Origin of the sequence: Microcystis sp. LE19-10.1B, assembly GCF_027530565.1 — a bacterium.
In the GTDB taxonomy this organism is placed as follows: domain Bacteria; phylum Cyanobacteriota; class Cyanobacteriia; order Cyanobacteriales; family Microcystaceae; genus Microcystis; species Microcystis aeruginosa.
The window spans coordinates 1-19,043 of sequence record NZ_JAPZQM010000720.1 but is presented as its reverse complement, the minus strand read 5'-3'; the positions used below and the strand labels follow the sequence as shown (position 1 = coordinate 19,043).

The 19,043-nt window shown below is 42.5% G+C and carries 16 protein-coding genes and 2 pseudogenes; 9 read left to right on the top strand and 9 right to left on the bottom strand.

The window, feature by feature from the left end:
- Positions 1–274: 274 nt before the first annotated feature.
- A pseudogene (locus O9332_RS25605) lies at positions 275–1,360 on the top strand (type ISP restriction/modification enzyme); the annotation flags it as partial.
- 14 nt (positions 1,361–1,374) lie between these two features.
- Here O9332_RS25605 and tnpA read toward each other — a convergent pair.
- Entirely contained in the window at positions 1,375–1,818 is a 444-nt protein-coding gene (gene tnpA / locus O9332_RS25600) for an IS200/IS605 family transposase (protein WP_002740761.1), read from the bottom strand.
- 730 nt (positions 1,819–2,548) lie between these two features.
- Here tnpA and O9332_RS25595 point away from each other — a divergent pair.
- Both O9332_RS25595 and O9332_RS25590 read left to right on the top strand, forming a co-directional pair.
- Positions 2,549–4,630, top strand: a complete 2,082-nt coding sequence (locus O9332_RS25595) for a vanadium-dependent haloperoxidase (protein ID WP_502846663.1) — start codon at positions 2,549–2,551, stop codon at positions 4,628–4,630.
- A 119-nt stretch (positions 4,631–4,749) separates the two neighbouring features.
- Positions 4,750–4,854 (top strand): annotated as a pseudogene (locus tag O9332_RS25590) (sigma factor-like helix-turn-helix DNA-binding protein); the annotation flags it as partial.
- Positions 4,855–5,133: 279 nt separating this feature from the next.
- On the opposite strand, the gene O9332_RS25585 reads toward O9332_RS25590, so the two are convergent.
- Entirely contained in the window at positions 5,134–5,631 is a 498-nt protein-coding gene (locus tag O9332_RS25585) for a thiol-disulfide oxidoreductase DCC family protein (protein ID WP_002758715.1), read from the bottom strand.
- Positions 5,632–5,853: 222 nt separating this feature from the next.
- Positions 5,854–6,573, bottom strand: coding sequence for a TerC family protein (locus O9332_RS25580; RefSeq protein WP_002758716.1), 720 nt, complete (start codon positions 6,571–6,573; stop codon positions 5,854–5,856).
- 189 nt (positions 6,574–6,762) lie between these two features.
- Here O9332_RS25580 and psaM point away from each other — a divergent pair, with 189 nt between their 5' ends.
- The 5 genes from psaM (at position 6,763) to O9332_RS25555 (ending at position 12,067) form a co-directional block, all read left to right on the top strand.
- Complete coding sequence (psaM, locus tag O9332_RS25575) at positions 6,763–6,855, top strand: photosystem I reaction center subunit XII (protein ID WP_012264462.1); 93 nt, start codon at positions 6,763–6,765, stop codon at positions 6,853–6,855.
- Positions 6,856–7,017: 162 nt separating this feature from the next.
- Positions 7,018–7,368, top strand: a complete 351-nt coding sequence (locus tag O9332_RS25570; protein ID WP_002758717.1) for a slr1601 family putative cell division protein — start codon at positions 7,018–7,020, stop codon at positions 7,366–7,368.
- Between the two features lie 51 nt (positions 7,369–7,419).
- A complete protein-coding gene (locus tag O9332_RS25565) occupies positions 7,420–8,724 on the top strand; it encodes a glycoside hydrolase family 15 protein (protein WP_002758718.1) in 1,305 nt (434 codons plus the stop codon).
- A 197-nt stretch (positions 8,725–8,921) separates the two neighbouring features.
- Positions 8,922–10,730: a hypothetical protein gene (locus tag O9332_RS25560; RefSeq protein WP_288027883.1), complete on the top strand. Its 1,809-nt coding sequence runs from the start codon at positions 8,922–8,924 to the stop codon at positions 10,728–10,730.
- 209 nt (positions 10,731–10,939) lie between these two features.
- Positions 10,940–12,067: a THUMP domain-containing class I SAM-dependent RNA methyltransferase gene (locus tag O9332_RS25555; RefSeq protein WP_288027881.1), complete on the top strand. Its 1,128-nt coding sequence runs from the start codon at positions 10,940–10,942 to the stop codon at positions 12,065–12,067.
- On the opposite strand, the gene mdh is transcribed toward O9332_RS25555, so the two are convergent.
- From mdh to O9332_RS25530, 4 genes are all read right to left on the bottom strand, one after another.
- Positions 12,068–13,045 carry a malate dehydrogenase gene (mdh, locus tag O9332_RS25550; RefSeq protein WP_002758721.1) on the bottom strand — a complete coding sequence of 326 codons (978 nt, stop codon included), beginning with the start codon at positions 13,043–13,045 and terminating at the stop codon, positions 12,068–12,070.
- A 26-nt stretch (positions 13,046–13,071) separates the two neighbouring features.
- Entirely contained in the window at positions 13,072–13,287 is a 216-nt protein-coding gene (locus tag O9332_RS25545; RefSeq protein ID WP_002758722.1) for an NAD(P)H-quinone oxidoreductase subunit O, read from the bottom strand.
- A gap of 244 nt (positions 13,288–13,531) precedes the next feature.
- Positions 13,532–16,183: a glycoside hydrolase family 10-like protein gene (locus tag O9332_RS25540; RefSeq protein ID WP_288027878.1), complete on the bottom strand. Its 2,652-nt coding sequence runs from the start codon at positions 16,181–16,183 to the stop codon at positions 13,532–13,534.
- Positions 16,184–16,858: 675 nt separating this feature from the next.
- Entirely contained in the window at positions 16,859–17,059 is a 201-nt protein-coding gene (locus O9332_RS25530) for a hypothetical protein (protein ID WP_002758726.1), read from the bottom strand.
- Positions 17,060–17,581: 522 nt separating this feature from the next.
- Here O9332_RS25530 and O9332_RS25525 point away from each other — a divergent pair.
- Positions 17,582–17,710 (top strand): hypothetical protein, encoded by a 129-nt coding sequence (locus tag O9332_RS25525; RefSeq protein WP_002758727.1) that lies wholly within the window; start codon positions 17,582–17,584, stop codon positions 17,708–17,710.
- Positions 17,711–17,879: 169 nt separating this feature from the next.
- On the opposite strand, the gene O9332_RS25520 is transcribed toward O9332_RS25525, so the two are convergent.
- Positions 17,880–18,089, bottom strand: a complete 210-nt coding sequence (locus O9332_RS25520; RefSeq protein ID WP_002758728.1) for a hypothetical protein — start codon at positions 18,087–18,089, stop codon at positions 17,880–17,882.
- A 63-nt stretch (positions 18,090–18,152) separates the two neighbouring features.
- Positions 18,153–18,671 (bottom strand): hypothetical protein, encoded by a 519-nt coding sequence (locus O9332_RS25515; RefSeq protein WP_002758730.1) that lies wholly within the window; start codon positions 18,669–18,671, stop codon positions 18,153–18,155.
- Positions 18,672–19,043 lie beyond the last annotated feature (372 nt).

The window sequence follows — 19,043 nt, the reverse complement described above, 5'->3', positions numbered from 1 at the left end:
AATCAATCCAAGCTTTTGGGGGGTTCTACCCCCCAAACCCCCCGTTGGGGGCGTGGCGCCGCCCCCAAACCCCCCGCGCATTAGCTTTTCGGTGGGATGCTTACAGGCAGCTGCTGATATATCTGTGATAATTCAAGAATCACTGATAATTGCTCATTGTCGGTATTTCTGCAAATGTCAGATGCAGCCATAAAGTAGGATGAGGGCAGTGGACATTGGGGGCAAATGAGGTTATATTTTATCTATAGAAGAACGTTTGTATGTCGCAACGATAATGAGTAACTCACTGCCAAAATATCTAGAGGAAATCACAGGCATTTATCAACAGGGTAACGCCACAGAACACAGTTATCGTCCTGCTTTAAAAAAATTAATTGAATCCCTAAATAATAACCTACAGGCTCTCAATGAACCCAAAAGGATTGCTTGTGGCGCTCCGGATTTTGTGATTAATCAGGGTATAGTAGAAATTGGTCATCTGGAAGCAAAAGATATCGGAACTTCTCTCAAAAAGGTTGAAAATACTCCCCAAATAAAACGTTATTTACAGGCTTTGGGTAATTTAATTATCACTGATCATTTAGAATTTCGTTGGTATGTATCGGGAGAATTGCGTCTATCAGCTGCCGTGGCAAGTCTTAATCAAAAAAAGCAAATTAAACCTGATTCCCAGGGTATTTTACAAGTAGAACAATTGTTCTGTCAATTTTTCCTCTCAAAAGTTATTCAGATAACAACACCGCGAGAATTAGCGAAAAAAATGGCCGCTTTAGCGCAGTTAATTCGAGATGCAATCGGCCAAGCTTTAAAAGATCAAGATTGCGGGGGAATGTTGCGGCAACAATTGCAATCTTTTCAACGAGTTTTAATTAGTGATCTCAATGAAGCGCAGTTCGCGGATATGTATGCACAAACAATCTGTTATGGTTTATTCGCAGCACGCTGTAATACGGATCAAATAAGTTCTTTTTCCCGGGAAACGGCGGGATTTCGACTACCGAAAACTAACCCTTTTTTGCGGGGAATTTTTCATCAAATTGCTGGTACAGAATTAGATGAGCGGATTACTTGGGCCGTGGATACTCTAGCGACTATTTTACAACAAACCGACATGGAGGGGATTCTTAGCAGCTTTGGAAAACGCACGCGCAAGCAGGATCCTGTAGTTCACTTTTATGAGACTTTTTTAGCCGAATACGATAGTAAAATGCGTGAGTCTAGGGGGGTTTATTATACCCCTGAACCCGTGGTTTCTTACATGGTTCGCAGTGTGGACTATATTCTAAAAAATAAGTTTCAGATTCCTAAAGGTTTGGCCGATGCTAAAAAAATTACGAATGAACTACCCCGCCGCAAGCGGACGGGGTATCAGAATCAAAATAGACTCAATTGTAGATTTTGGTGTAGCTGCAGGTATTCTTTATCTTGTTCTTTTACATATCTCGCTATCATACCTTCATCCCCATGCTTTCCTACCGTACTTGCGTAATATCCATCACTCCAAAACTCTCCTCCCCACAACTGCTTTTTCACTTGAGGACACTTTTTGAAAATTTCTCTCGCCGTTATACTTTTAATCATTGTCACTATCCTTGTCACACTATAGGTCGGTACTGATTGCACCAGAAAATGCACATGATCTTTATCCACTCCAATTTCTACAAACTTTATCTCGTATCGTTTTTCCATCTCTAGACAGACTTCTTTCAACAAGCTATCTACCTGTTCGTCGAAAACGGCTTTACGATATTTGGCTGGGAACACTAAATGATATAGCAAAACACTTACATTATGGCTCTTATGGATGTATTCACTCATTTTTCTATTGTACGCCGCGAGCGGCGGGGAATTAGACCCGAAGAGATTAAACCCACATTCCGCCCCCTAAAAATCTATGATTAAACCCACATTCCGCCCCCTAGTCGTTGAAACCAACAGTTGCTCTAGCCCTTGTGTAGTAAGACTTTTAGCGATTACTAAGAATTATGAAGTGTCACACTCTAGTCAGCGATCGCCAGCTTGCTTAATGAGAGTCTATCTCAATAATTTGGTATCAGAGCTATCAGATTTTTAGCGCTAATTGTGCATCTGCTGGGCAAACAAATTAGCCTGTAATTCAGAGCCGGCAATCGTTTTGACGATTTAGATAAAATTTTCAATGTGACACTTTAGGATGCGGAATGTGGGATAAGACATGATTCTAGTTTTATCCATCGATAAAAGTGTATGATTAAAGACATAAGAATTGATTGACATCAGGTATTAATGGTGTTAGGATATGTGAGGTGGATCACTCAGTTGTATCGCAAAACTCAAGTTTGAATTGCCCCCACGATTCCCATTTTGTCAACCTCGTCAAACAGATCAAGGAAATAAATGCACAGCTAATTGTCGCCCATCAAGCACAGCTGATCACCAGAGGTACTTGTGCTGTGAACCTGTAAATTTCCACTGACGGTGACATCGGTTTGGTCCTGGAACGCAACAACAAGTTAAGCTTCGATACTTTCTGTCTTGAATGCCTTTACTCTTTCCTAACTTATTGACCATGAGTTCAACCACTCCTATAACTACCGCCCAGTCATCACCAAAAAAACCCGTTGATGACCAGTCATCACCAAAAAAACCCGTTGATGATCAGAAGAAAGTAACTGAGAACGAGCAAATACCAAATAGTAATCAAGGAGACAGTCATGTTGATCAGTTGTTAGAGCAGGTTATCGGTGACGAAGATTTAACTCTTCTCTCCCTAGAAGAATTGGATGTGCTTTTGAATCAAGTTGATTTTTTAGAGGCAGTTGAACTTGATACTGGGGGAGGAACGATACCAAACAATGGCAATAACCAAAATTCAACTTCTACCTCAAGTCTTACCTCAAGTCCTGCCTCAAGTCCTACCTCAAGTTTTACCTCAAGTTTTACCTCAAGTCCTACCCGAAGTCTTACCTCAAGTTCTACCTCAAGTTCTACCTCAAGTGTCTCACGACCAGATTTAGTGGGCAGTTTTGGCACGATTAATTTGCCAAGTACGGTTAACTTCGGCGCTCAGGGAAGTGCAAAGGTAATTGTCACCAATCAAGGACAGGCGAGCGCCAGTGGTCCCAGTACTGTCAAACTGTACATTTCCACTGACGGTGAGATTGACAGTAACGATCGGTTACTCACCAGTGTCAGCACAAACTTGAACCTAAACGCCGGGCAGTCAGTCACCTTAGACTTAACGTATAACAACAATACTTCAGTCATCGCTGCGGGGGCTTACTTTCTCATTGCTCAAGTTGATGCCAATAACCAAATTCCCGAACAACTGGAAACCAATAATGTCACCAGTAAATTAGTATCGGGACTCAATACTAATGCCATCATCGACTGGAATGCGATCGCATTAAATGCGATTCAAGCCGAGGGAAAAGCAGGGCGGGGAGTTGGGCCGACAGTGGGTTCTCGCTTAATGGCCTTGGTTTCTACTGCTGTCTATGATACGGTTCAGGCCTTCAACACTTTATATCCCTCCTATGCTGTAAATGTGAGCGCACCAACAAATACCTCGTTGCAGGCGGCGGTAGTTGGTGCGGCCTATCGAGTTCTCTCTACTCAATTACCTGAACAAAATAGCTTGTTATCACAGCAAGTAACCAATTCTCTGGCGGAGATTCAGGACAGTGCCACCGCTGAAAACAGGGGTTTTAATTTTGGCATTTTAGTAGCCAATCAGAGCCTCAATTTACGCGCTAATGATGGTTCCAGCAACAATACGCCTTTCACTGCGCCGTCGGGAAACTATGTCTGGACACCAGAAACCTTAGGACCCACTGCTGGGGTAGCACTCGGTGCCAACTGGGGTGGGGTAACTCCTTGGACAATTGGCAACATTGACCAGTTTGTCTCGCAAAATCAACTTGATGTAACTCTTGATGGCCGTCCCGACAATCCTAATGATCAGGGTGCATTGTATGCCCAAGAAATTGAAGAAGTCCGGCTCTATGGTGGATTGCAAAACACTGCTCTCACGACCACTTTACGCAATGCAGACCAGGCAGAAATGGCTGTTTTCTGGGCCTATGACCGGGCTGATACCTTCCGTCCCTACGGTCACTTAAACCAAATTGCTCAAGAAATCGCCGTGCGTGAGGGCAATACCTTGCAAGAAGATGCCAGCTTATTTGCCGCATTAAATACCGCGCTGGCAGATGCGGTAATCGTCGCTTGGAAAGAGAAATACACTGAACTCCAACCTCGCCCTGATGACGTAATTGCTGGGGGATTTGCGGCTAATGACGGGATAGCTTCTACGGTGGGCGATCCCAATTGGAAACCCTTGCTGTCAGAATTAATGGGGGTTAATTCGCCACCTTTCCCGGATTATATGTCAGGGCATTCCGCCATGGGGGGAGCATTTGCTGGAGTGATGACTGAGTATTTTGGTGAAAACTATGTGTTTAGTGCTGTCTCCCAAGAACTTCCCGGTGTCGTTCGTGATTTCGATAGCTTCCATGAAGCGGGAATGGAAGATGCCATCGGCCGTATTTATGGCGGAGTTCACGTCCGGGAAGCTTGTATTGATTCTTTTGAAATGGGGTTAGCTGTTGGCGATTTTGTTTCGACAAGTGTCTTTCAGCCGATTGTCTAGTATCGTGTCGAGTTGAACGAACCTGCGTCAGTCCCCACCCTCAGCAACGCACCAGTGGGGAAGGTGCAGGGGGCGGCAATTTGAGGACTCGATGTCCGAAAAATTGCCAACTAAATTTTAATGGTAAATCCCATGCTTTAGGTGATATCGGTCGCACTTTGGAATTATCCCTGGAAAGGGTGCGACAAATTGAGTCGAAAGCGTTGCAAAAACTGCGTAGTTAGATCACCAACAGAATATCCCTACTAGAGAGTTAAATAGGGCTTGCTGAATAAATCTAAAAACCTTGTTGGATAATATCTTTAGACTTTTTGGAAATCAAAAAGTACCGGCCTTGGCAGTGATCGGGGGGAAAATTCAGGGACTTTTTCCCTGAAAATTAGGTAATTGACCACCTGAAAATCAATCGGTAAAACCCTACACCCTACACCCCACACCCCACACCCCACACCCTACCCCCAGGAAAAACTTTTTGCCGCAAACCCTAAATACTCCCTATTTTTTTAGGAGATTTTAACTGACTGAGAACAACGATTTGATGAGTTGCATTCCAGACGTTTTTGACGTTCTGCTAAAATTGTCTGTAAATTCGGTCTTCCGGTTAAGGTTAATCGCCAAGAAGCCCAAATTTCATAGATAATATCCACTAGAAACCCAATAACCGGCCATTTGGTAGCGGCATAAATCCAACCAATGTCTAAAATGTCATAGACTTGGCGAAACACTTCCACATTTTGGAGAATAGTACCATCAGCTAGTACGGCGTGGATTCGCCCCATGGCTGCCGCGAAGGAAATACCGCCATTTTCCTCTGGATTATAGTTTTCGGCGGCAATATCGACAAAAGCAACTAATCCTCTCCCAGCATCCCGTTTTTGCAGAAAATTGACCTCGCGCAAGCAGAGGGGACATTCTCCATCGTAGAGAAGTTTAATTTTCCAAGAGGGCGATCGAGTAGAATTTTCTAAGGTATCAGCAGATGGAGTCGGTAAAGATGACATGATCTTCTAGGGATTTTCTTTTCGGTGGTCGGTAATTAGTGAGGGGTTGAGAAGTGGCGAGTGAGTGGAACGAACCACAGAGACACAAAGGACACAAAGATCGATCCTACATTAAGTTAAACTTATCACACAAAAAATAAGAGAGCCAATTGGGGTGTGGGGAGAATAAATAAAAGCAATCTCCTGAATACTGGCTCGGAGAATACTGTCCTGATGATTATTTTATGGCAATTCATCAGATTGGATGGTATCACTCTCTATTGGTTCTCGATCGTTGCGTTTTGAGAAACCCCAAGCAAAGAGGATAGCAATTAAACTAATCATAATCCATTCCGGCGGCACAAAATCGGGACTAATCACCCGCAACAGCAATCTTAAACCCACCAAACCGACGGTGACAAAACCAGCATCTTCTAGGTGGGTGTATTCTTCCAACCAGCGAATAAATAAACCCGCCATAAAGCGCAGGGTAACTACTCCGATCGTACCACCAAGCAGGATCAACCAAGTATCATCGGCCACGGCGATGGAGGTGGTGACACTATCGAGGGAAAAAGCTAAATCGGTAACGGCAATTAGGGGGATAGCTTGCCAGAGAGATTGAAACTTGAGACTATGATGGGTGTGGTCTTTGTCTTCCGGGGAGGCAAAGTAATTAAAGACTAACCAGAGCAAATATACTGCTCCCAAAAGTTCAAACTGCCAGTATTTAACCACCCAGGTGGCGGTAAGAATCAAGACCATACGGAGAATATAGGCGAAAACTAAGCCAATATTCAAGGCCTGACGTTGACGCTGATGATCTCCTAATCCCTGTGCTATGGAAGCGAGAGCAATGGCGTTATCTGCTGATAATACCGCTTCTAGGGCAATGAGAACCAACAGAATTAACGGGGTTTTTAGACTAAGGGTTAGAGATGAATCAAGGAGCGAGTCTAACATTGAGGCCGCAGGTAAAAATAAATGTAATCATGGCAATACTTCAGCTTAACGCTTTTACAACTTTCTTTTCTAGGGGAGATAACCGTCATCGGGGTGGGGAGATATGAAGTCTTGTAACGAAATGATGCAGAGGACCCCGATGATGTCGGAAAGTATTGGATGAATATCTTTATGAGGAGATAATCAGCAATGCTTTCTGATACTCAAGTTTTAGTCGCTCTGGTAATTGCTTTAATCCCCGGGATTTTGGCTTTTCGTCTAGCGACGGAACTTTATAAGTAAAATCGCTTTCAATAAACCCTGATCCCGTCTGACCTAGCTATAGGGGAGACCGATTGGGGTTTTTTCGGTTGTCGGTTATCAGTTACCAGTTATCAGTGATTGGGAGTAACTTGAAAGTAATTAGCCACTTTTCTCACCGATTTTACTTATACTCATAAATCTATGACCGCAGGAACACGAAACCAAACCGACAAAAAAAACCGAAAAAAGCCAAAAAGCGGCAATAAATCCCAAAACTGGCAAGTTATCGAGATCTGGCTCCGAATTATTGCCTATAGCGCCATTTCCGTCACGGCAGTTTTTGCGATCGCTCGTTTGCTACCTTACCAACAGATCCAACAGGCAAAACTGGAAGAAGTGCGTTTGGCAGCCCAAGAAAAGGAGGAACGCGTCAATCAATTGCGCGGTCAATTTACTCGCAGCTTCGATCCTAGTCAAGCGCGGCAAGTGATGGGGGAACAAAGTCCCCGACGGGATCCTAATCAAAGACGCATTTTTTGGGTTTCTCAGTAGAATTGAGCGAGATAAATTCGTTTTTGAGCAGATTATTGGGGTATTTTGCCGATGCTGGTTGTTCACAACGAAAAAATTCTCGATTTCATTAAATACCGCTACTCTCTGGGGGATCTTCAGAGATTATCCGCGTTTTTGTCGGAAAATGATGTCTTGAGATTTCCCCAGCTAGAAAATGGCTTATTTCCAGCAGCATTAGTCAGTAATGAGACAGAATACACCGGATATGCCAATGTTTGGCTGAGGGATAACGTTTATCTGGCCTATTCTCACTATATTATCGGACAGACAGCGATCGCTGTCAAGAATATTCAGACTTTGATGAACTATTTTCAAAAGTTCCAAAGGCGTTTTATTAATATTATCCAAGGTCGAGTTAATCCTGAAAAGATCAGGGAACGTCCTCATATTCGTTTTGAGGGACGTACACTGACGGAAATTGACCAAGTTTGGCAACACGCACAAAATGATGCCCTTGGCTATTTTCTCTGGTTTTATTGTCGTTTAGCACGGGAAAAATATGTTGAGCTTTCCCCCCATTGTCTAGAAACAATTGCCCTATTCCCCTTATATTTTCAAGCAATTAGTTATTGGCAGGATGAGGATAGCGGTCACTGGGAAGAAACCCGTAAAATAGAAGCATCTAGCATCGGGGTTGTGGTAGCGGGATTACGGGAATTAAAAAGGTTATTAATCGAGACAGAGATAAATCTCACGGCTGAAAATCGCAGGATTACACCGGCATTTTTAGCGGACTTAATTGAGATAGGAGAACAAGCTTTATACCGTATTTTACCGGCCGAGTGTCTTCTACCAGTACCGCAAGCGAGAAGTTATGATGCAGCCCTACTTTTTTTGATTTATCCCTTACAAGTGGTGGAGACAAATATCGCCGATCAAATTCTTAATAATGTTATCGTTCACCTTCAGGGAGATTACGGTATTCGTCGCTATTTAGGTGATTCTTTTTGGTGTCGAGACTATCGCTTAATTCCCCCAGAAATCCGCACCACGGTATCGACAGAAAGGGAAAATTGGTTACAGGAACAAGGGAGAGGATTAAACCTAGGCGAAGAAGCACAATGGTGTATTTTTGATCCGATTATTTCTGCCATTTTTGCCCTTAAATTCCAGAGTACAGGTCAGGAGAAATACCTCAACCTACAAACCCATTACTTCAATCGTTCTCTCGGACAAATTACGGGAAAAGATTCCCCCCTGGGTGAGTTTAAATGTCCCGAATTATACTATCTAGAACAGGGAAAATATATTCCTAATGATGCCACTCCTCTCCTTTGGACACAGGCTAATTTACAAATCGCCTTGGAACTAATTAAGAAAAGTTTAAGCCAATAGTGTAATTCTAAATAGCTGGTTATAATTCAATTAAAAATGGATTTTAGGTTTGATCCCCCCTGCCCCCCTTGATAAGGGGGGTGCCGATAGGCGGGGGGATCTACCCTTGATAAGGTGGGTGTCTGATAATTTTTAACGCCTACCTACTTATTTGACCAGATAAAATTACAACTATATATAAATCCAGGAGTTAAAAAATGCCTAAGAACAACAATCAACCCGATATCAATAAAGCGATCGATGTGTGTATGGAGGAGTATAAAACCCTGAGAACACAAATTTTGCAAACCATGCAAAATCGCACTAATGTTATTGTCTTCGGAGGCGCTCTAGTTTTGACTTTACTGGGAATTGGGATCAGTCCCATAGCTAATCTTCCCATCATGAAAGAGACAACAACTATTACTAGAATACCCAGAGATACAACTACAATAGAAACGACAAAAGGAGAAAAAAAAACGACAAAAGGAGAAACAACACAAACGACAATATCTCATCCAAAAGGGGATAGTAGTCACGAAATTAAACCAAAAAATTCAAAGCCAACTTCCTCGACGTTAGTTATTAAAGAAAAAGACACAGCAACAGAAACAATATCTCCACAAAAACAGGACTTTTATGATATTCCAATTGAACGACGAATTCCTTCAGTCATTATTTTAGGGATAATAGTTCCCGCTTCTTGTGGATTGATCATCTTTCTTGTCAATGCAAATAATTCTCAAATTGCTGCAACGGGTAGATATATTGCCACTAATATTGAGTCTAAAATCAATGATTTATACTTTAATAATTTACCCGGTGATCAGAAGCCAATTGTTTGGGAAACCTATATGCAAACTTTACGATTTGGATCAGAAGAGGGTACTTGGGTTACGGTCGTTTTTGGTGGTATTGCATTAGTCGCAAATATAGGTGGTATTTTTTCCATATTCAACATAGCAGAATTTAAAATAGCATGGGCTACAATGTTGAACAACGGACTATTATTTTTATTAGCAATAATATTAGGGATAGTTTTTTTTGCAATAATTATATTTATCGTGGTGGAATGGACAACGGGAAAAAAAATTACCCAGTTAAGAGACGGTGAAGGAAGTTTAAAAAAAATCTGGTACAAAGGAATTGACAAACAAAATGAAGATGTGAAAAGTACACGAATATTTTGGATAAAACCTATAAGATATTTTATTCCTCTGTATCAGATAGTAGGAGAAATGATTGATGATAGAACTAATGCTATTAATGATATAAAAAATGACTCATTAAAATCGAAACTGCAAACTTTAGGTGAATTTCGCCTAGCTAATAAAGTACAGAATACTAAAGATTTGATGCAAGCACAAGGAGCAAATCAACAAAACCTTTTAAATGAACTTATTAATGATTTATTTGAACATATTCAAAATCAAGAAGGGAAATCTACACGAATGTATCAAATAGTAGAATCAATGATTGAAGTGAAATCTACACGAATGTATCAAATATATCAAATAGTAGAATCAATGATTGATGATAGAGATAATGCTATTATTCAGATAGAAAATGGCTCGTTAAAATCGAGACTGCAAACTTTAGATGAATTTCGCCTAGCTAATCAAGTACAGAATACTAAAGTTTTGATGCAAGCACAAGGAGCAAATAAACAAAACCTTTTAAATGAACTTATTAATGATTGTTTTAAAAATCTTCTTAATAAAATTCAAAATTACAGTAGAAATCCAGAATATAATCCACCTTTCTATTTTAACTTAGACAATGGTGGAAGAAAAGACGTTAACAATATCCCAGAATTACTCAAATTATGTATAGATAATCCAAGAAACTTTATGCAGTACATTAGGCAGCAAGATTTTAAGAATTGGCTGGATAATATAGAGATAGGGGAAACCGAACTAGCAAATATAGCTCAGGCAACTCGCGAGAAAAATTTCCCTAACGATAATGAGCGCCTACATTATTTTCTCAGAGAATGCTGTCTAGTCTTGATTGGGAGAAACCCTTAATATTTCCTAACAAAAACTTGATTTGATCGCCGACTACCTGCAAGATAAAGAAAGAACGAATCAGATAGGAATTTACAAGGGGATAAAAATTAAAATCTTTCTGATTTCAAGCTACCAACGACCGGCGCTAGTCACTGAAAACTGAAAACTGATAACTGATAACTCACATCTGAAAACTGAAAACTGAAAACTGATAACTGATAACTGAAATGACTCGATCCTATTTTGCTACTACCGCGAGGGGACTAGAAGAAATTGCCGCTAGGGAATTAGAATTCCTAGGGGCCAAAGAAGTGAAACCCGTATTCACGGGAGTCCATTTTCAGGGGGATATCTCCCTACTCTATCGAGTCAATCTTTGGTCAAGAATTATTTTTCGGGTTTTGGTTCCCATTGCCGAAATTCCCTGTGGGGATGGGAAGGAACTGTATGATGGCATTCAAGCCATTGATTGGCGCGATTATCTCACCAGTGAGGAAACTTTAGCGGTACAATGTACGGGAACGAACGATCGCCTCAATCACACCCATTACACCGCTTTAAGCATCAAAAACGCTATTATCGACCAACAGCGTCAACAGGGGAATCCCCGTTCTTTTGTGGATACAGAAAATCCCGACCTGCAAATTAACGCTCATATCGAGAAAAATCTCTGTGTGCTTAGTTTAGATAGTTCTGGTCACAGTTTGCATCGTCGCGGGTATCATCGGGCCATGGGAGTCGCACCTCTGAAAGAAAGTCTCGCCGCTGCTTTGGTAGAATTATCGGCATGGCAGGATGATATGGCGCTTTTAGACCCTTTTTGTGGTTCGGGAACCATTGTCATCGAAGCGACGTTAAAAGCTTTAAATATTGCCCCCGGTTTATCTCGTTCCCAGTTCGGATTTCAGAAATGGCCAGACTATCAACCGGATTTATGGCAATCTTTGCTTAAGGAAGCTAAAGAAAAACAAAAATTTCAGCTAAATGCGCCAATTTATGCTAGTGATGCCGATTATGAGGTTTTGCGTCAGGCCGAGGATAACGCCTATTTTTGTCAAGTGCAGGACCATATTAATTTTAGCTTGCAAAGCATCACCGACTTAGAACCTGCGAGCGATCGAGGGATTATTCTCTGTAATCCCCCTTACGGCAAAAGATTGGGCAATACCGAAGAATTAGGGGCCTTATATAAATCCTTCGGTGATGTCTTAAAACAGAGGTTTAAGGGTTGGACAGCCTATATTTTATCGGGTAACAAAGAACTGACTAAACAAATCGGTCTGCGTTCTTCCCGTCGCACTCCCTTGTATAACGGTTCTCTGCCCTGTACCCTCTTAAAATATGAGTTGTATTAACTACATCAAAACCTTGAGACTGTCAAGGGCTAAATGAACATTCTGACGAACTGAGGCAGCAGAAGTGTGTAGATCCAGACGTTCAGCATCGGTCAAACGCACTTCCAGAATACTTTCCACACCCCGGCATCCTAGGCGACAGGGAACCCCCAGATAAACATCCTGTAAACCGTATTCACCCTTGAGATAGGCTGCCGCCGGCAGTAAACGGGATTGATTTCTCAATATCGTCTCGACCATGGTACAGGCAGAGGAAGCAGGGGCGTAATAAGCGCCGCCAGTTTGCAGTAATTTGACGATTTCAGCCCCACCGTTGCGAGTTCTCTCCACTAGACGATTAATTGTCATCTCGTCCATCAATTCGGTAATCGGCACACCACTGACGGTACAGTAACGGGGTAGGGGCAACATTAAATCACCGTGACCACCCAAGACCATGGCATGAACGTCGGCGGTACTAACCCCCAATTCCATGGCGATAAAGGTTTGTAAACGGGAAGAATCGAGGACTCCTGCCATTCCCATCACTCTTTGGGGGGGTAAACCAGTTGCTTGCCAGACTAGATAGGTCATCACATCAAGGGGATTAGTGATGACGATAAAAATGGCCTCTGGAGAATACTGGAGGCATTTAGTGGCGGCCTCGACGACAATTTTGGCATTGACATTCATGAGATCATCGCGACTCATGCCCGGTTTTCTGGCTAATCCAGCCGTAATCACGACAATATCCGAGCCTGCCGTGTCTTCATAGTTATTAGTGCCGATAATCTCGCTGTCGTGCAGTTCTATGCCCTGAGCTTCCATCAAATCTAGGGCAATACCCTGGGGCAAACCATTGACGATATCGAGGAGAACCACATCGGCGAGGTTTTTTTCGGCGATGCGTTGGGCCAGGGTGCGTCCGACGTTACCGGCACCAATAACCGAGACTCGGGGCGATTGGCAGGGGATGAGTGTATCGTAGAAGTCAACCATGATTTATGGATGAGGCAATATCCTCATCAGACGGGTTCCAGTTGTTCGAGCTTTAGCCACACACTGGGGGTAGGAACGTAGAATTTAATCAAAGCGTAATCATCTTTTACATCCAAGACTTCTGCTGTCGAGTTGAACATATAACTGGGTAAACGGCGATCGCTGGCTAGGGCTTCGAGGCTATTTTCTAGGTTTCCCGTCACCACGCGGACTAAAGCTCCTTTCTTAATTGTAGCTGCCATGTTTTTCTCGTTAAATTTGCTTGGGGGTTTCTTCTATAAATTGTTACATATTCCGGCGGGCCTCTGACAAGAGAGTGTGGGGTGTGGGGTGTGGGGTGTGGGGTGTGGGGTGTGGGGTGTGGGGTGTGGGGTGTGGGGTGTGGGAATGATGAATTATGAAGTGGGGAGGTGGGGAAGTGGGGAAATTGAACTAAAACCCTAAAACCCTAAAACCCCAAAACCTGCCTCCTACCTTTTGCCTTAATTAAAACTCAACCATTTGACCATAACTTAAGAGACTTTGTAGGGTGGCGAGGCGATTTTCCCAGACCTGTATTTGATAGGCAGATAAATCTTTTTGTCTGGACATCACAGATTTAAATTTATAGCTAAATCGCTTTAAAGCATTTTGAGTTAAAGTCAAATTGCGAGGGCTGGGATTATTAGCCAACTGTTCTAATAGATTAGCCATTTCGTCCACTTCTTGCCCCCAAGCTTTTAAGGTTCCCTCCTCCATTGCCCATAAATTATTTATTATTAAAAAACTCCACTCTTGACGCAGGGAATTAAACCTCGCCGCCGCCGTTTTGAAGGGTTGACGGTGGGGTAAAGGTTCGGTTTTTTTCGTAATTATCGATCCCTGAATGCGATTAAGAATTGTTTGCAAGTTGGGATTGAGATTTTCTGTGGCAAAAAGAGCGAATCCCGAAGTGGGAAGATTACGAATAAATTGTAGTTGATCGATCGTGACTTGATCGGGTACTTTTAACAGACGGATACCGGGTATAATCAGAGCATTTCCTGCAATTTGGCGATCAAATAAAGACTTGGTTTTATCTTCTAAAGTCCCTGTATCGAGAGCATAAGTCATTAAAAATATCAGGTCTATCCATTGATTTTGTCCCCATTCTTCCCAGTTTTGTTGAATACGATATAATCGTTCTTTTTGTTCTAGGGGAAACACCGCCGCCGACATTTTTAAGTGGGGGCGAATCTGTTTTAAGCGAGTAGAAACCTGCGAGACAAAAGTATCAACCTGACGGATTTTAAAGCTAGTCCATTGTTCCCATAAAGCACCCCGGGGATTTAACGTAATTGGATCAACTCCCGTCATTTGTTTAAATAACCAGCGGCCGGATTTACCATAACCATAGGTTTGATTAGAATCTTGACTCTGGAAGGGATAGCGAATATAATCTAACTGCAAGCCATCCACATCATAATTCTTGACAATTTCCTCGTAAAGAGATAAAAGATAGTTCTGTACCTCGGGATTAGCAGGATCAAAAAATGCCTTTTTCATGCCTTGACTGTAATCAAAAGAACCACCACTTTTATTAGTTGCCCCCCAATCGGGATTACGGGATAAAACCGGACCTAGATAATCTAATGGTTGCTCTAATACTTTATTATGAGCTTGATTAGCCGCCGCAAAAACCCACACCCAGGCGTGGATTTCCATATTGCGTTCATGGGCTAATTTAACGGCAACTTTTAGGGGGTCCCAACCTCTGGTTAAAGGGTTTTGTTCGGGGGCAACTTGACTGGGATAAATAGTATAACTAGCATTAACTGTCTCGAAAAAGACCACATTAATACCCGCTGCCGCCATGCGATCGAATACTTTAGCTAAATCGTCCTCATTTTTAGCTTCTACGATCGTGCCTCTATCTAACCACATTGCCCGTATTTCTGGCTGGGCAAATTGTCGATTAGTGGGATAATTATCCCAAAGACTTCGCCGCGCTTGTAACCAAAATTCTCGCGCTTGGGTATAGGCCCCCTGAGCAATTAAATTCTGAAAATTATTTAAAGCTCCTTGGGCATTTTCTAGGGCTAAACGGAATCGTCTGGCTGTATCTGAGGTGGGGGAATTTTTCCCGCGATTATGAAATGCTTGTGCTAAGGATTTATCAGTATTGGATATATTACTGTTGCTGGCTTCTAAAGCTAAGAGAGTCACCCCATAACGCCCGATTAATCCCTGCAATTCCGCCGTCATCTGGCTAATTTGTTGAGGAGTTAGGCTGGCTCTGGGGGGAATTGCCTCGGTACTCGGACTTAATCTCGCCGTTTCACTGGGGGGATTTTCTGAAATCTGCGGTAGAGGGCGACGGGGTGCGATCGCAACGCGCTCGCTACGCGAGATCGCTGTTGGGGTATTATTAATATTATTAACTATTGTTGATTGACCTTGACAATAGGGCGCAATTGTGTTAGTAGAAGAACTGCGATTAATGCCGTAGCGTTGCAGGGCGGTTTCTAGCCAAGCACTATCGAGGGCGAGATTAGCGACGGCATCGCTGCCCCAGCGCCAACCGAGAAAGATCGAGTTATTATTGAGGACAACGGCGGGGGGATTGTTGCGCGCCCCCCAGACGGCAACGGTTTGGCTATTAACTCCCGTGGGGATAACCACACCACCGAGGAGACTGCTGGCTAAAGGTTTTTGGTTTTTCAGTTCACCCAAATTAGTCGGCCGCAGGGTGTAAGCTTGGGAGTGAGGATAGGCCCAGTAAGCCCCAAATAGCGATCGCAATTGATGACGCACAGCAGGTTCCGAAAGATTCCCCGCCGGACCGGTGACAATAATTTTACCACCGCGATTAAGCCAACGACTCAAGACATCAGCTTGTAAACCGGAAATAGTCTCGACGTTGGGGATGATTAGAACCTTAATTTTATTTAGATCCGCGTCGCTTTGCCACTGATTACTCTGGAGAATGCAGTAATTAACCCCGACATTTTGCAAACGTTCGGTTATATCTGTCCATTGATTGGCATTTTCTTGACTTTTTAACACTGCCACCGGTGTCGCTAAAACTGGGATCGGCAGCAAGACACCCACACAGGACAAAAGACAGGCAATTAGGGGCTTTTTAAACAGATGATCAAGATGGAAGGACGATCCCAGCACGTTTTTTTCTCTTAATTTTTTGGTTAACTTCTCCTGATCTTACCCAACTTAGCCAAAAAATAGTATCTTTGGCAACAAAAATTGTGATGAGGCGATCGGTTTTGGGGGATTGATCAGCCGCTTGTCACAAGTAATGAAATAACTACAGATCGCTTATGATCAATTTATTCTCGCACGCTTCTATATTGCTCAAGAATAGAACCTTATCTTGCAAAAGCTGTGGGGATTGGAGGGGAGCTAAAAAACACAATTCAGAAATGATGAGTGATGTGACTACAGTGGTACAAACTACCTTTCCTTTCTTCACCGTTATCTCCTATTGAAGTCTAACGACTAAGATAAGCGGCGGCAGATAATCTCAGCAACTTGACCAAGTTTTATCTACCGTCCGCACCAACGCAGTGTTGGGCTGCCGTCGCTACTGGCTTTTAATTAACCTTTCATACTCTGCATGTGTGCCAATCCAAAACCATAAAATGCCGCGCTCCACTTCTATTCCCAATGCCCTATGACCTCGACCTGCCCGAACCGACCAATACTTTCCGACTTTTTTGAAATGTAACGACGGATGGGATGGGTCAGCCTTCAATAATTCATAATTTTCATCTGCTACCTGCTGGATAGGTTCAGGTAAGGAGTCATAGCACTGCCAAAATCTACGAGTCGTAAAATGCATTAAATTGTCCGGTAATGCCCCGCCTCAAAGTCAGCCAGTGCTTCCTTAGCCAAATTATCCAATTTGCCAGCAGCAATATCATTCTCAAGTTGTTCGTCCCAACGCTGATAATCTAAATCAAAGAACCATTCTAAAAGCTGATTAAAATCATTAGGTGAAAGCTGGAGGATAGCAACTTCGAGTTGTTCAAGTGTTAACATTATTCTTCCTCTACTAATGTTAAAGACAAGATTGAGAAATAATATCTCCCTTGCCTTGCGAACTTAACTTGGGCTACAAGAACCCTAGAGATTTAGCGATCGCAATCAACGCAGCTACAGCCTGTAGAAAGGGTAAAAAACGCCTGATAATCAACCTGAATCTTCGATAACAAGATCGAGAAGTTTGATCTAGCCGCTTAATACTCACTTTTAGTCTTTGGCAAAAAGACCGAAGTGACTGATTTGGTTTATGCTGCCCGTTGCCATTGAGCTTACTTCCCTTTAACACTGTCTTCCTCCGGATCTCGTGAACCGGCATTACTCTTCCTTTGCAGGAAAAATAACAGTAGGGATCAAAGACTAAGGAATTGACCCGATTGCCCACACAGCGGACTACCTCTCGATAGTCGTGTTAACCTGCCTCTTAGCCCCATCACTCGGAAAGGTGTGGTGTACCCCTTATAGAAAAGGTAGTGCGTTAATTATAGCGGATCGAATCAAGCCTGCAATTGCAGTCAACCCATGCCTTTGCTCTTAAACCTGACTCAAACAGAAAACCTTCGAGTAATGTCTCACCGACAACAAGAAGCAGCCCAACGGCTCAAATCAGCGGCGGTAAAAGAACCTGAATTTAGTTCTAGTAGCTCTTAGCCGTCCGCTGCATTTGAATTGTTAGACCTTGTATAACAACATTAAGGATGATGTTTTTGAGCTTGAAAAGAACGAAATACCGTCTGTCAAGGAAGCTGTATACACAAATTTTTTGTGTTTTTCAGGAATGCAAAGACATCTGCCCTTGAAAGATCACGTTTTCCCTCGCCTACCGCCATACTTCGAGGCTCAATTTAACATCATCGAACTTAGGTTCTGTAGGTGCCCCTTCACCTTTGCTTGTATAGGCAATGTGGTCAAGATAAACTAGATTACCAAATACATTGGCTACAATTTGCCATACAAAAAGAGAATCACCCTTTTTAAGATCAAATTTCCTCTTGATCTCTTTTGAATGATAAATTTCTTCATGCTTCATAGATTCGTGGAATGTCTCTCGCTCAGTACGATTTTCGTATCCAATACTTCCAGTTAATTCCAGTTACTTAAATGTAAATTCTCCACCCGCTCTGATTTTTTTGCCAGCTTCCAAACCCAAGCTAACAGTATTAGAACTACTTATAGTCAGACGATCTGTTGTAGTTGATTCACGTTTGACTCCTACAAACTCCGTAATCTCAAAACTTTGATCAATTGCAGAATTCTGTACGCTTTGGATCAGCTTCCATTCTACTTTGCAGTTAGCATCAATGTGATCCGCAAGCCAATTCTCAATGTAAGGGTTGCTTTCATTCTGCCCAAAACCTTTAATTTGATCCTCTGTCAAAATTTGGATACCAGATGATGTCGCAACTACATAGTAAGTACCGCTTGGATTGACAGCATCTCTTTTCGCAGAACTACCGCCACCAACCTGTGAGACTCTCAGAGTATAGGTTGCGCCCCATTTAATATCTGCGCCCTCTCCTCCTGGGGCAACAAAGTGGCTCCTACTTCCAGCCAAAATCTTGTGATACTCCAGTTGGTAAGTCGTGCAATTCCGCAATCTGAGGTTTCCCATCTACTTTGTTCCCCTTAGTGTAAGTTGTTTGAGTTCCTGATTTGAGGTCTAACTATTGATTATACTGACATTTTCCGCCTAGTCAACTTCGACGGGACAAAAAGCTGAAACTTTCGGGATAATCACCCTATAGAGGGTGATAGCAAGAAACTTTCCTTATATTTTCCGATTATAGCCAGAATATTTCTGAATAACATACCGAATAGTCGTACTATCCAGAAACGTTCTGAATATTAGACCTCTTGCATAAATCCGAAAACAAACGATAGAAACAATAATGGGAGGGACTTTCAGTTAATTATTTATTAGTAGTTGATAATCTTCAAAAATGTTGCTGTACAAGGATCGACTTAAGACTTTTGCAAGAGGTCT